The sequence below is a fragment of the Paraburkholderia jirisanensis genome, from assembly GCF_054782355.1.
The window spans coordinates 976517-988779 of sequence record NZ_BAAGSQ010000026.1; the positions used below are offsets into that span (position 1 = coordinate 976517).

13 protein-coding genes are annotated in these 12263 nt (G+C 58.4%); 11 read left to right on the forward strand and 2 right to left on the reverse strand.

What is annotated here, in order from left to right; genetic code table 11:
• Positions 1 to 5: 5 nt before the first annotated feature.
• Entirely contained in the window at positions 6 to 746 is a 741-nt protein-coding gene (locus tag ACYVNQ_RS20670; protein WP_460904438.1) for a DUF2278 family protein, read from the forward strand.
• 41 nt (positions 747 to 787) lie between these two features.
• Here the strand turns inward: ACYVNQ_RS20670 and ACYVNQ_RS20675 are convergent, their stop codons facing one another.
• Complete coding sequence (locus ACYVNQ_RS20675) at positions 788 to 1984, reverse strand: pyridoxal-phosphate-dependent aminotransferase family protein (protein WP_460904439.1); 1197 nt, start codon at positions 1982 to 1984, stop codon at positions 788 to 790.
• Between the two features lie 138 nt (positions 1985 to 2122).
• Positions 2123 to 2920, reverse strand: coding sequence for an HpcH/HpaI aldolase family protein (locus tag ACYVNQ_RS20680; RefSeq protein ID WP_460904440.1), 798 nt, complete (start codon positions 2918 to 2920; stop codon positions 2123 to 2125).
• A gap of 177 nt (positions 2921 to 3097) precedes the next feature.
• Between ACYVNQ_RS20680 and ACYVNQ_RS20685 the strand changes: the two genes are divergently transcribed.
• The 10 genes from ACYVNQ_RS20685 (at position 3098) to ACYVNQ_RS20730 (ending at position 12262) form a co-directional block, all read left to right on the forward strand.
• Entirely contained in the window at positions 3098 to 3505 is a 408-nt protein-coding gene (locus tag ACYVNQ_RS20685) for a GFA family protein (RefSeq protein WP_460904441.1), read from the forward strand.
• A gap of 458 nt (positions 3506 to 3963) precedes the next feature.
• Complete coding sequence (locus ACYVNQ_RS20690; protein WP_460904972.1) at positions 3964 to 5103, forward strand: porin; 1140 nt, start codon at positions 3964 to 3966, stop codon at positions 5101 to 5103.
• 91 nt (positions 5104 to 5194) lie between these two features.
• Complete coding sequence (locus ACYVNQ_RS20695; protein WP_460904442.1) at positions 5195 to 6010, forward strand: FCD domain-containing protein; 816 nt, start codon at positions 5195 to 5197, stop codon at positions 6008 to 6010.
• A 230-nt stretch (positions 6011 to 6240) separates the two neighbouring features.
• Positions 6241 to 7224 (forward strand): PhnD/SsuA/transferrin family substrate-binding protein, encoded by a 984-nt coding sequence (locus tag ACYVNQ_RS20700; RefSeq protein ID WP_460904443.1) that lies wholly within the window; start codon positions 6241 to 6243, stop codon positions 7222 to 7224.
• Between the two features lie 65 nt (positions 7225 to 7289).
• The gene (locus tag ACYVNQ_RS20705; RefSeq protein WP_460904444.1) at positions 7290 to 8285 is read left to right on the forward strand and encodes a tripartite tricarboxylate transporter substrate binding protein; all 996 of its coding nucleotides are present in this window, start codon (positions 7290 to 7292) and stop codon (positions 8283 to 8285) included.
• Between the two features lie 46 nt (positions 8286 to 8331).
• Complete coding sequence (locus tag ACYVNQ_RS20710) at positions 8332 to 8712, forward strand: VOC family protein (protein ID WP_460904445.1); 381 nt, start codon at positions 8332 to 8334, stop codon at positions 8710 to 8712.
• Between the two features lie 200 nt (positions 8713 to 8912).
• Positions 8913 to 9554, forward strand: coding sequence for a tripartite tricarboxylate transporter TctB family protein (locus ACYVNQ_RS20715; RefSeq protein WP_460904446.1), 642 nt, complete (start codon positions 8913 to 8915; stop codon positions 9552 to 9554).
• A 9-nt stretch (positions 9555 to 9563) separates the two neighbouring features.
• Positions 9564 to 11108 (forward strand): tripartite tricarboxylate transporter permease, encoded by a 1545-nt coding sequence (locus ACYVNQ_RS20720; protein ID WP_460904447.1) that lies wholly within the window; start codon positions 9564 to 9566, stop codon positions 11106 to 11108.
• Positions 11109 to 11157: 49 nt separating this feature from the next.
• The gene (locus tag ACYVNQ_RS20725) at positions 11158 to 11733 is read left to right on the forward strand and encodes a chromate transporter (protein WP_460904448.1); all 576 of its coding nucleotides are present in this window, start codon (positions 11158 to 11160) and stop codon (positions 11731 to 11733) included.
• Positions 11726 to 12262: a chromate transporter gene (locus ACYVNQ_RS20730; protein WP_460904449.1), complete on the forward strand. Its 537-nt coding sequence runs from the start codon at positions 11726 to 11728 to the stop codon at positions 12260 to 12262. The genes ACYVNQ_RS20725 and ACYVNQ_RS20730 overlap by 8 nt, the downstream gene beginning before the upstream one ends.
• Position 12263: the final 1 nt, after the last annotated feature.

Below are 12263 nucleotides of genomic sequence, written 5' to 3' on the forward strand. Positions count from 1 at the left end.
AGCGCATGGCACTGAACTACGGTTTGCTAAAGGGGACAATCGCGGGGCATCTGCGCGACGCGGATGACGATCATTATCAGATCCTCGTTCATGCTGGGAAACAGGTGTTTCGCATTGCAGTGAACGTCAAGTCGTCCGCGCCCAATGCGCCATCGACTCTGCTCTTCCAGGCGAAGACGACGCTGCCCACGGAGCTGACCGCGCAACTCACTGACGTCAAAGCGGGCTTCACGAAGCTGCGCAGCAAGTCCGGGGGGCTCGCGATGGACTATCTGCGCGGCGGTCTTGTCAATCCGAAGACGATGAAGGAGGTGCCGCCCGACGAACCCGGCGCGAATAACGACCTGAAGGACAAGTTAGAGGACGCCGTTGTCAAGGCTGTCGCTCAGGAAGGTTCAATCGTCTATGCGTTCGGCGACAGGTGGGGTCCCGAGAAGAAAGCCGATCAGTATTTCAAGTTTGTGCCGGGCAACGGCATCCACGACATTCACATGAACCAGGGCAATTCCGGTAAGTTCAAGCGGGATAACGGAGCCTACCAGGACGGCTGTCTGTTCTTCAGCTATCCGGGCGGCAAGTGGTTGGCGTTCTTCTTTGCATTCCAGTCGCAAACATTCGAAACGGACGATAACGGCAATCCGGTTGCTGCCGCGGATTCTTCTTCACGCGTCGCCGATGCGGTAGGCAAGGCCCCGAGGAAAACGGTAAAGCGGGTCAAGAAAAGTCGGGCGGCCACTAACGCCTGAATGCGCCAATCGTGGTGCGGTTGTACGCGCAAGCAGTCGATTTAGTCATGCGTGTGCGGATCGCCGAGAGCGGCAATGGCGCAGTCAAGGGCGCCGTTGCCGAGCGGGATTTGCTGATGCCGCAGCGCTGCTTCCACGCCCGCAAGACAACCGAGGATCATCGGTTCGTTGATGTCGCCGAGGTGGCCGATGCGAAATACCGTGCCGCCTTGCGGGCCTACACCGCCCGCCACCGCGACATGAAAGCGTTCGCGTGCCACCTGGCAAAGCTGGTCGGGATCGATGCCTTCACGCACGCTGATTGCAGTGACGGATGCGGAACGCGCCGACGGTTGATCGACTGCAAGCCATAGTGCGCCGCGTTCGCCCCATCGTTCGACGGCGGCATGAACTGCGCGCGCAACGCGCGCGTGGCGGGCAAATACCTGGTCGTGTCCTTCGCGTTCAAGCTGCGCAAGTGCTGCTTCAAGGCCCATCAGCAGATTTTCCGGCGGCGTGCCACAGAACTTGCGGTACAGCAGGTCGCTGACGCGTCTGTCCCAGTCCCAATACATGCGCGGCGCAGGATTGCGACGTGAGGCTTCGAGCGCGCGCTGGTCGACGACAGTGAACGCAAGCCCGGGCGGCAGCATCAGCGCCTTTTGCGACGCACCTATTACGACATTTACGCCCCAGTCGTCCATCAATAACGGTGTCGCGGCCAGTGAAGCCACCGCGTCTACCGCAAGCAACGCGGGATGTTTCGCACGATCGATTGCTTGCCGCACTGCGCGGATGTCGCTTGTGACGCCGCTTGACGTATCGGTCTGTACGGCAAATACGGCGACGATTTCACTGGCGGTATCGCTGCGCAGCGTTTGCTCGATCAGTTGGGGATCGATCGGCGCTCCATAGCGGCTAGCGGTACGAATTGCCAGTGCGCCGCAGGCCTCCGCGTGCTGTGCCCACGCTTCAGCGAAGAACCCACTGCCTGCCACGAGCACCTTGCGCCCCGGTCCAAGCAGATTTGCGATAACCGCTTCCCATGCGCCATGGCCATTGGACGCATACATCAGCACCTCAGCGCTCGATGTATGGAGAAGTCGCCGCAAACCCTGCTCACACTTCTCTATCAACGAAGCGAGGCGCGGATTACTGAGGTCCATGGGTTGCGCCATCATCGCCTGGAGCACGATGTCCGGTACGTGTGTGGGACCCGGGGAATGCAGGAATTTGACGCCCGCGTTGGAAGAGTTCACGTGGCTGCTCGCTATTGTGCGTTTTTGGCTGAGTGTCGGTGGAACGGTGTTGTCGCATTACGCATTCTAATGGCCTTCAGTGCATCAGCGAGTTCGTGAACTAGTGAGGCGCGACGCAACACCCGTCGCGCCGGCAAATCATGTCGCGTCGCGCAGACGTGCGACATTTGACATGAATAGCTGCACCGATGCCTGAATGAACATCGGATCGAAGCCGAGAAACAGATCGTCCACACCGAGGCGCATCGCCGCGACGGCCTGTTCCGGTGTGATCGCGAAAGACGTAAGCCGCATCCCTTTAGCCTTGATCTTCTTCATCACCAGTTCGATTGCTTCGCGTACCTCTTCGTGGTTCGGGCCGTCGCTGAAGCCCATGTTAACGGACAGGTCGAATGGAGCGGGGATTGCGCCGGTCAGGCCGTCAATCTCGAGAATCGCGTCCAGGTCGCGCACCGCGCCCGGATGTTCGATCAGTGCAATTACACCGGTTTCCTGATTAGCGCGCTGCGCATAGTCGAGCATGTTGGTTTGCCACTGGTATTGCGTGCGAAACGGTCCCCATCCACGGATGCCACGCGGTGGGTATTTTGCGTACGACACGGCTGCTTCCGCCTCTTCCTTACACGTAATCATCGGCACGACGATGTTCTTCGCGCCGGCGTCGAGTGCGAGTTTGATCTGCGCGGCATCGTTGTGTGTCACGCGTATCCATGCTTCGGCAGGCGTTCCGATGGTGGCGGTCACCATCCGGTAAGCAGTTTCGATCGAAATCGGGCCATGCTCCATGTCGATCAATACATAGTCGAAGCCGGCATGCGCGAACATTTGTACCAGTTCCGGCGAAGGAGACGTGACGCCAATTCCGATCCTCGTCCCTTCAGGTTTTTGCAAGCGATTGTTAAGGTAGGCGGATGGATTCGCAGGGCTTTCTTGCATTACTAAAACTCCTTTGGACTAAGCATCGACATGGATGGACGGGTACTCCATCATTGATAACACGTCGACCGTTGAAATAGTCCATTCGTGTGGGCCATGGACATCCGTGCTAGTCAAGTTGACACGGTCGTATGTAACGTTGATCGGTAACTGCCGCAGTTCCACAGAGGAGGGACGATGAAAGTAGAGGGCCGGTGTCATTGCAACACTATTCGGTACGAAGCCGAGGTGCGAATGGGGAGCATTGGAATCTGTCATTGCGACGATTGCCAGATGCTGACGGGGTCGGCGTTTCGCGTGAATATCCAGACGCCGGCGGAGCATTTTCACATCTTGAGCGGCACTCCGCGAAAGTATGTGAAGACTGGCGACAGTGGGGTGAGGCGGGTTCACGCGTTTTGCGAGAACTGCGGCACGCCCGTGTATTCATGCGCTGTCGAAAACCCTACGGTGTATTCGTTGCGCGTGGGCGCCTTGAAGCAGCGATACGAACTGGGCCGCCCGCTTAGGGAAATCTGGACCAAGCGGAGGCTTGCGTGGGTTGACGGATTAGAGGGCGCAGAGAACTGCGAGGGGCAGCCGTAACGCTAGGTGAAACACCCCCTCGAAAAATCTGATCTTCCGCCGCCGAGGTCGGAGACAAGCCAAAGTTAGACGAGCACGCGCCGCACTTGCAAAGGAGCGCGGCGACAATCGATCGCATTGGATTGCAGACTCGATAACTCACGTCAGGAAGTCACTTGTCAGGTAAAACCCTTACTTTGAAAAAGTGTTGACAGTTAGCATAAGACGATAGACACTTCGATCCAAGCTGATTCGCCGAAAGCAAGGCGCATCAGGCTGCTGGCGGCGAGGCGTGATCAGCGTTGCGCCGCACAGGAGGAGACAGGCACGAGCGCCTAATGGCTTTTGCAAACCCAGCGCATCGTTGCTTAACTTATAGGTCCGTGGTGGGGTTCCGTTATCGAACCGGCCGCGGGGTGTCCTTGCAATCTGAATTACAAATTAAGGAGACCGAAGTGAGCATCAAGAAGGTGCAGCGAATGTTAGGCATAGTTGCGCTTGGCAGCGTGGCAGGCGCCGCGCATGCGCAAAGCAGCGTGACCTTGTATGGTTTGATCGACGCCGGTATCAGCTACGTGAATAACGCTGCTGGGGCGAACGGCAAGAGCCACAGCCTCGTCAAATTCGACGATGGTATCGACGGCGGCAACCGCATTGGCTTCAAAGGCTCGGAAGATCTAGGCGGCGGATATAAGGCCATCTTTACGTTGGAAAACGGCTTTGGCCTCGCGGACGGATCGATTAGCCAAGGCGGCGCGTTGTTCGGCCGGCAGGCATTTGTCGGTGTCGCGAAGGACGATGTGGGAAGTTTTACGTTGGGTCGCCAGTATCCCTTCTCGCATGACTATCTGAACCGGTATGCGACCGGCGGCCTGACGGCAGGCGACGCCTACATGTATCACATCAATACGCTCGACTTGTTGACGTCGGTGCGTATCAACAATTCGGTGAAGTTCAGCAGCGTGCGTATGTATGGCTTCAAGGTCGGCGCGATGTATGGCTTCTCCAATCAGGCCGGGGAGTTTGGCGGGACGAGTGGCACGAATGGCAGCGGTGGATCGTCGCGCACTTACAGCTTCGGCGTCGATTACAATCATGGCCCGTTTAGCATGGCGTTTGCTTACACGGACATTTCTTATCCGCTACAGGTCGCTCCCGCGCTCAAACTGACCCTTGCCAACATTGATCCACTCGGTGAACGCGACCTTCGCACGCTTGGTGTAGGTGCGAAATACAAATACGGCCCGGCGCTTGGATATGCATTGTGGACAAACACGCGCCTTGAGAACCTCGACCACAGCGCGGCGACACTCAATATCTACGAGGGCGGCGTCGTATACAACATCACGCCTGCATTGATCGCGGCACTCGGGTATACGCACACTCAGGTGACTGGCTCAGCAAGCGGAACGTGGCACCAGATCAACACTAGCATCGACTATCTGCTGAGCAAGCGAACGAGTGTGTATTTGCTCGGCATCTATCAGAAGGCGTCGGGCTCGAATCAGGGCGTGCCAGTGCAGGCGATGATCGGCAAGACGACTAGCTATTTCGGCAATTCGGGTAGCGATGCGCAGAACCAGTTGGCGTTCCGGGTCGGGATCCAGCACAAGTTTTGATGGTTGTACCTGCAAGCATTTGTTGACAGGAAACAGGTTGCGATGCCGCGGAGCAAGTGTCAGTGGGGCGGCATTGCGACTTCCTTGCAGAATGGGGCAAAGCGCAAATGAAACAGTAAAAAGTAAAGTGTTGACAGTTTTCACATGCCAACCTAGACTTGATTTCATGGAAATTGATCACAACCCGACCACGGTTTCGCTTGCAGAGTTTCGTGCACATACGCTGACCGGCGTTGTGCAGCACGAGATCGAGCGAATGATATTGAGCGGCGAACTCGCGCCGGGAAAGCGACTAAATGAAAAGGCTGTCGCCGACAAGCTGTCGGTGAGTCGCGGCCCGGTGCGCGAAGCGTGCCGGGCGCTCGCCGAACTGGGTCTTGTTTACCTGGTGCCGAATCGTGGCGTGTTCATCAAGAAAGTGACGCGCGACGATGCGATTGAGGTCTATGACCTGCGAGCAGGTTTTACGGCATTGTCGGCGTCTCTGCTTGCGCCGGTCCTGACGCCGGAGATGGCGGCTCGACTCGATGCCTACGTCGACGAAATGCAGGAAGCTGCGGACCAGGGCGACTTCTCGCGTTTCGACCCACTGAATCTCGAGTTTCACGATTACATTGTTCAGTCGACTGGGAACTCACGGCTGATCAAGCTGTATCGCGGGTGCGTAAAGGAATTTCATCTGTTTCGCGTGCATGGCATGGTTCAGCGCGGTGCGTTGTTGACGTCGAATGATGAGCATCGCGAGATTGTCGCGGCGCTCAAGGCTAACAACGCAACGCTGAGTTACGACAAGAGCTTTAGCCATGTATCGAAAGGCAAGGAGCGCATGCTCAACGCGCTCGATGATCTGGCGAAAGACACGGCAGTCGATTCCGACGAAGAGGAACTCGACGACCGCACCGCCTAAGGCAGTAACCGCACAAGCGAACATGCGGCGGTAGCGGCGATGCCGGTTGCGCACGCCGCCTGCTGAACTGGGTGCCCCACTGCCAGCGTACCTGCTGAATTGATGGATGCGGTAAGTCGTAAGCCTGTTGTTATGTACAACGAAATTGTGTTTTGCGTCGTTCGTATTAATCGGTGAATCCATGGCAAGCGCCAAGGATTCGTTCCATCGGTCACTCGTTGCATCTTCGTATGCTTGAACTTTCGCTTGCGTGTCAACTCACGGATCGCACCAGGGCATTGATCGACGGCAAGGCCGCTGTCGATGGTTGCAAGATCAACTTCATTCATGGCCCAGCGGAGGAATTGTTTCAGCGAGCGTTTCGGCACGGCGAGTTCGATATCGCTGAGCTCTCACTCGGCACACATCTGATGACGACCGCGCGCGGCGAAAGCCGTTATGTCGCGATCCCGGTGTTTTTGTCTCGCTCGTTTCGACACTCCGCGATCTACGTGCGCGGCGATCGCGGTATTGATAGTCCGGAGCAATTGAAAGGCCGCAAGATCGGTGTGCCGGATTTCCAGCAGACTGCCGGCATCTGGGTGCGTGGCATGTTGAGCGACGAATATGGCGTGCGCAGCAGCGACGTGCAGTGGGTGACCGGCGGGCTCGAGCAGACCGGACGCGAGGCACGCATGCCGTACCGGTTGCCTGAAGATATTCACATCGAGTCGATTGGGCCGCATGCAACGCTTGCGACACTGCTCGCGAACGGCGAAATCGACGCCGTAATCGCTCCGAAGCCACCATCGTGCTTCGGTCGCAATCCGGATGTACGAAGGCTCTTTCCTGAGTATCGAGCAGCGGAAGAGGCGTGGTTCGCCAAGACAAAACTGTTTCCATTGATGCATGTGGTCGGCATTCGCCGCTCGCTGGTCGAACAGCATCCGTGGTTGCCCGTGAATGTCTACGCGGCGTTTTGCAAGTCGCGCGACATCGCGCTTGGCGAACTGACGATCATGGACACGTTGCGCGTCATGCATCCGTGGCTAGTGTCCGAAGTGGAGCGAGTACGTGCCTTGATGGGTCCCGACTTCTGGCGCTACGGCATTGCCGAAAACCGTGCAGACCTCGATGCGTTGCAGCGCTACGCCAAAAGCGACGGGCTGATTCAGAACGAGGTGACGATGGAACAACTCTTCGTCGCCAGCACATTCGACAGCTTCCGCTTTTAGCCACGAAGCACATGAGTATGTTGGCGCGAGAATTACGAATAACCCCGCATACAGGAGACGATGTAATGAAGAGGAGGCGAGCTTTACTGGCGATCTGCGGTGCATGCGCGGCGCTATCGATTGCTGCCCCGGTGTCTGGCATCGCTGCGGAAACATGGCAGCCGCACCGGCCAGTTGAAATCGTCGTGCCGAGCGCGCCTGGTGGCGGACTCGATCTGGTCGCACGGACCTTGCAAAGCGCGATTCAGCAAGAGAACCTGTCGAGCAGACCGGTCACGGTGCTCAACCGGCCGGGTGGTGGCGGCACGGTCAGCATTGCGTACATCAACTCGCACATCGGCGACGGACACTATGTGGCGGTTCAGGCCTTGCCGTTGATTACCAATCGCATCACGGGTCTCAGCACCTTTGGGCTCGATGACGTTACGCCACTTGCAGTGTTCGTGACCGAACAAGTGGTGTTTTCGGTGCCGGGCGATTCGCCGATCAAGAGCGGAGCGGATCTCGTCAAGATGCTGAAGAAGGATCCCGCTAGCGTAACGTTGGGTGTATCCAGTTCGCCGGGCGGTCAAAGCCATGATGCTGCGGCCCTCCTCATCAAGGGGGCGGGACAAGACCCGAAGAAAGCAAAGGTCGTCTTCTTTGATTCCGGTGGCGAGGCAATGACTGCGCTAATGGGCGGCCATGTAACCGCGGCTGCGACGCCGGCCGGCGTGGTGCTCGGACCTAGCGAAGCAGGCCGCATACGCATGATTGCGATTCCCGGCGCGCGGCGTGAACAAGGTGCACTGGCGAACGTACCGACCTGGAAAGAACAGGGCGTCGACATCGATTTCACCACGTGGCGTGTGCTGGTCGGGCCGAAGAACATGACGCCCGCCGAGATCGCCTGGTGGGACAACGTCCTGCAAAAGGCGACCTCTTCGCCGGAGTGGGCGACTGCGGTCAAGCGCAATCTGTGGACCGCAGATTACAAGAACAGTGCGCAAACGCGCGTGTTCCTGCTAAGCGAGCAAGCCCGACTCAAATCGCTGCTTGGCGATCTCGGCCTCGCCAAGTGATATCTCCTTCCTTTAACCCGCAGTACTTATCGAACTGGAGAAGCATATGTCCCGCATCGTTCACCTCGCCGTCAAAGTCGATGACCTCGAGGCGGCAACCCGTTTCTACACCGAAGTGTTCGGCTTCACGGAAGTGAAGACGGGTCGCAATCGCCAGCATATTTCGCGTCACATGACCGACGGCCACATCGATTTCACGCTGATGAAATACGACAGCGAAGACTCGCATGAAGCGCAAATCGCTGGGCCGGGCCCGCGTCTGCATCACTGGGGCGTGACGGTCGACGATCAGGAACTGGCTGCCGAGAAGATCAAGCAATACGGCGGTGAGATTCTGTCGGCGAAAGGCGAAGGCGCGCTCAAGTTCCGCGCACCGGACGGCACCATCGCTGAAGTCGTCAAGCCGGGCCGTTATAACGAAAAATAAAGCTGTAACCGGGGGTGCGGCGCTGCGCCGTGCTCCATTCGATTTTCTCTCGCAGCCGCAGCGCCGGTTCCGCCTCGAGTGCCGCATGCCATGCCGGCTTGCGACTGCCACGGAACCGGCATACCTCACAGGATTCACGAGTGACCAGGTGCGCACTGCTTAGGCTTTGCCTGCGCCGCTCGCTCACAGCTGGAGGAGACATGAAAAGCGTGAAAGGCGATGTCTGGCTGGCTATCGTCGTCATCGTCGGTGCCGTCATTTACCTGTACATGGACATGCATCTGCCGGAAGTCCGCCTGAGCGACCCGCTTGGGCCCAAAGCATTTCCGGCCCTGGTGGGAGTCGGGTTGATTTCAGGCGCGCTGCTGTTGTTGCTCGAAGGCCATAGCAAGGCGCGTCATGCCGCAAATGCGCATCGCGCCGCGGGTGAACAAGCCAAGGCACAAGCCGATTCGCAGGCAGCCATGCATAACGCCGCGTCGGTTGCTGTTGGGTCCAGTGCGGATGAACTCGCCGAGTTCGGCACCAGTCACGATGCCGCGAGCCGCGCAATGCTTTCCGACGCGACGATGCCAATTCAAACTGAAACTCAAGATCAGCCCCGGCATCCACGCTACGTGCTGATTGGCATGGTGCTGTGGACGATCGCTTACTACTACTTCTTCGATCGCGCCGGCTATGCGATTGCGACCAGCGTATTCCTGCTGGGTTTGCTCAGCTACTTCAACCGCAAGCGGGTCATGATGAACATCGCGATTGCAGTGGGTGTGGCGGTGGTGCTCGATCTGGTTTTTTCGCACCTGCTTAGCGTTCCGATGCCGACAGGCATCCTCCCATTCTGAGGCGGTCGCATGATGGATAGTCTGCAAGGAATTCTGCATGGGCTTGCGATAGCCGCAACGCCGATGCATCTGTTTTACACGCTTGCCGGCGTGTTCATCGGCACGATGATCAGCCATCTTCCCGGCATTGGACCATCGGCGGGTATCGCGCTGTTGATTCCGGTGACATTCGGCATGGACCCAATGTCCGCGCTAATGATGCTGACCGGCATTTACTACGGCTGCATGTACGGTGGCGCGGTAACTGCAATTCTGCTGAACACGCCCGGCGATGCAGCAGCGGTGATGACGGTGCTCGACGGTTATCCGCTCGCACGCAAGGGCCGTGCGGCAGCCACGCTCGCGATTGCTGCTGTGAGCTCGTTCATCGCTGGCATGATCGGTGTGACCGCGCTTTCATTTGTCGCCGCACCGCTGGCGGCCGTCGCACTCCACTTCGGTCCGACTGAGTACTTTGCGTTGATCTGCTTTGCGCTATCCACCGCGAGCGCGCTGAACGGCAACTCACTCGCCAAGGGCATGATCGCTGTATTCATGGGCCTTGGTCTCGCGACCGTCGGCATCGATTTGCAAAGCGGTGTGCCGCGTTTTACGCTTGGCTTTACGCAGTTGCTGGATCGGGTCAATTTTCTGGTCGTGGTGGTGGGCATGTTCGCGATTGCCGAAGTGTCCCGGATGGTCGAGGGCACGCTGGGCGGTACGTTGCATACGGTGCGCGTCGAGGGCAAGCTGTGGTTTACGCGCGAAGAGTGGCGACGTGCGCGGCCCGCGATTCTACGGGGCTCGTCGGTCGGCTTTTTGTGTGGGGCTGCGCCCGGTCTAGGCGGCACGCTAGCTGCCATGCTCTCTTATGTGCTTGAAAAGAAGCTGTCCAAGCACCCCGAAGAGTTTGGGCATGGCGCAATTGAAGGTGTCGCCGCGCCGGAGGCAGCCACCAATGCGGACACGTGCGGCGCATTCGTGCACTTGCTCGCGCTAGGGGTGCCAGGTTCGGGCGCGACCGCCGTGATCATGGGCGCATTCATCATGTACGGGCTGCAGCCAGGTCCGATGTTGTTTCATTCGAATCCCGATCTCGTGTGGGGCTTGATTGCAAGCATGTATGTCGGCAATCTGATGCTGCTTGTGCTTAACTTGCCATTGGTCGGAATTCTGTCGCGCATCCTGTATGTGCCGCCGGGCATCCTGTTGTGCGTGATTCTTGCGATTGCATCGATCGGCGTGTTTTCGTTCAATAGCGATACGTTCGACCTGTATCTTGCTCTGGGATTCGGTGTACTAGGCTATGCATTCCGCCGCTTCGACATTCCGAAAGCGCCGTTGCTTTTCGGCCTGATTCTCGGGCATACGCTTGAGCAGTCGTTCCGTCAGGCGTTGACGATATCGAACGGCGATCCGACCGTATTCGTGCGCAGCCCGATTGCCGCGGGTCTGCTGACGTGCGCAGCTATCAGCGTGATCGCGTCGATCTGGAGCCGGCGCAAACCGTCGAAGGTGCTCCAGCAAACGGATGAGCAACTGGCGGAGCATCAGCTTGCCAATGGGCGACACTGAGCCACGCCGAACTGCGCAGAAACGCGAATCGATCGAGCGAGAGACGGCCATGCGCATGCAACCAGCGGTGAAGCAAGGCACGCAACATGTGTCGCTGATGCAGATAGTCATGTTGTTTGCGCGAGTGGGCTTGACCAGCTTTGGCGGTGGGCTGTCGGCATGGATTTATCGTGAAGTGGTGACGCAGCGCGGCTGGTTGAAAGATGAGGAGTTTCTCGGCGCGCTGACGCTAGGGCAAGTGTTGCCAGGCTCGAACGTGATCAACGTCTCCATCTACGTTGGCTACCGGATGCGCGGCGCGCTCGGCAGCGTGGCGGCCGTCGCCGCGTTGCTAGTGCCGCCGATGGTGGTCATCGTGCTATTTGCCAGCGTATTTCACCGGTTTGCGCAGCTCTCGATCGTGCATCGCTTGCTGGAGGGCATCGCAGCCGCGGCGATCGGCATGACCGCCTCGGTAGGCCTGCGCACTGCAAAGGCTGCGATCGCGACGCAGCGCTGGCCGTTGCTGCTGATCGTCGCGGTGTTTGTCGCAGTTGGCGTGCTGCGTTGGCCCCTCGTACCGGTAGCCATCGTTGCGGGTGCAATCGGATTGCTGATATCTGCGAGGACCCGTGCTGATGCGTGACAATCTTTATCTGCAACTGATCGCCGTATTTGCGCCGCTGTCGCTGCTATCGATCGGCGGCGGGCAGAGTATCGTCGCCGATATCAATCAGCAGGCAGTGGTTATTCATCACTGGGTGACGCAACAGGAGTTCGTCGATCTGTTCGCGATCTCGCGCGCGGCGCCAGGGCCCGGCGCATTGCTGACGACGCTGATCGGCTGGAAGACCGCCGGATGGCTTGGCGCGCTCATCGCATCGCTTGCGCTTTTCGTGCCATCGTCATTGCTTGCCTACGTAGCGGCGCTTGCGTGGAGCCGACACGACCGGCATCCCTGGCATGCAATTGCTGAACACGGCCTGGCGCCGATCGCGACGGGATTGATTCTGGCGAGTTCATTCTCAGTGCTGCGCGCAGCTTCGTCTACGTGGATAATCTGGGGCTTGGCGCTGGTTGCGCTTGCTGTTTTTATGGCGCGGCCAAAAGTGAATCCATTGATCGTGCTGTTCGGTGCGGGCCTGGTGAACGTAGCGATCGGCAGGATCTTTTAGA

Excerpts from the sequence above, each read along its gene's own strand:
- ACYVNQ_RS20715 (WP_460904446.1), top strand. The coding sequence starts at position 8,913 with ATGAAAAGCGTGAAAGGCGATGTCTGGCTGGCTATCGTCGTCATCGTC.
- ACYVNQ_RS20690 (WP_460904972.1), top strand. The coding sequence starts at position 3,964 with ATGTTAGGCATAGTTGCGCTTGGCAGCGTGGCAGGCGCCGCGCATGCG.
- ACYVNQ_RS20725 (WP_460904448.1), top strand. The coding sequence starts at position 11,158 with ATGCGCATGCAACCAGCGGTGAAGCAAGGCACGCAACATGTGTCGCTG.
- ACYVNQ_RS20670 (WP_460904438.1), top strand. The coding sequence starts at position 6 with ATGGCACTGAACTACGGTTTGCTAAAGGGGACAATCGCGGGGCATCTG.
- ACYVNQ_RS20685 (WP_460904441.1), top strand. The coding sequence starts at position 3,098 with ATGAAAGTAGAGGGCCGGTGTCATTGCAACACTATTCGGTACGAAGCC.
- ACYVNQ_RS20730 (WP_460904449.1), top strand. The coding sequence starts at position 11,726 with ATGCGTGACAATCTTTATCTGCAACTGATCGCCGTATTTGCGCCGCTG.
- ACYVNQ_RS20705 (WP_460904444.1), top strand. The coding sequence starts at position 7,290 with ATGAAGAGGAGGCGAGCTTTACTGGCGATCTGCGGTGCATGCGCGGCG.
- ACYVNQ_RS20700 (WP_460904443.1), top strand. The coding sequence starts at position 6,241 with ATGCTTGAACTTTCGCTTGCGTGTCAACTCACGGATCGCACCAGGGCA.
- ACYVNQ_RS20720 (WP_460904447.1), top strand. The coding sequence starts at position 9,564 with ATGATGGATAGTCTGCAAGGAATTCTGCATGGGCTTGCGATAGCCGCA.
- ACYVNQ_RS20695 (WP_460904442.1), top strand. The coding sequence starts at position 5,195 with ATGGGGCAAAGCGCAAATGAAACAGTAAAAAGTAAAGTGTTGACAGTT.
- ACYVNQ_RS20710 (WP_460904445.1), top strand. The coding sequence starts at position 8,332 with ATGTCCCGCATCGTTCACCTCGCCGTCAAAGTCGATGACCTCGAGGCG.
- ACYVNQ_RS20680 (WP_460904440.1), bottom strand. The coding sequence starts at position 2,920 with ATGCAAGAAAGCCCTGCGAATCCATCCGCCTACCTTAACAATCGCTTG.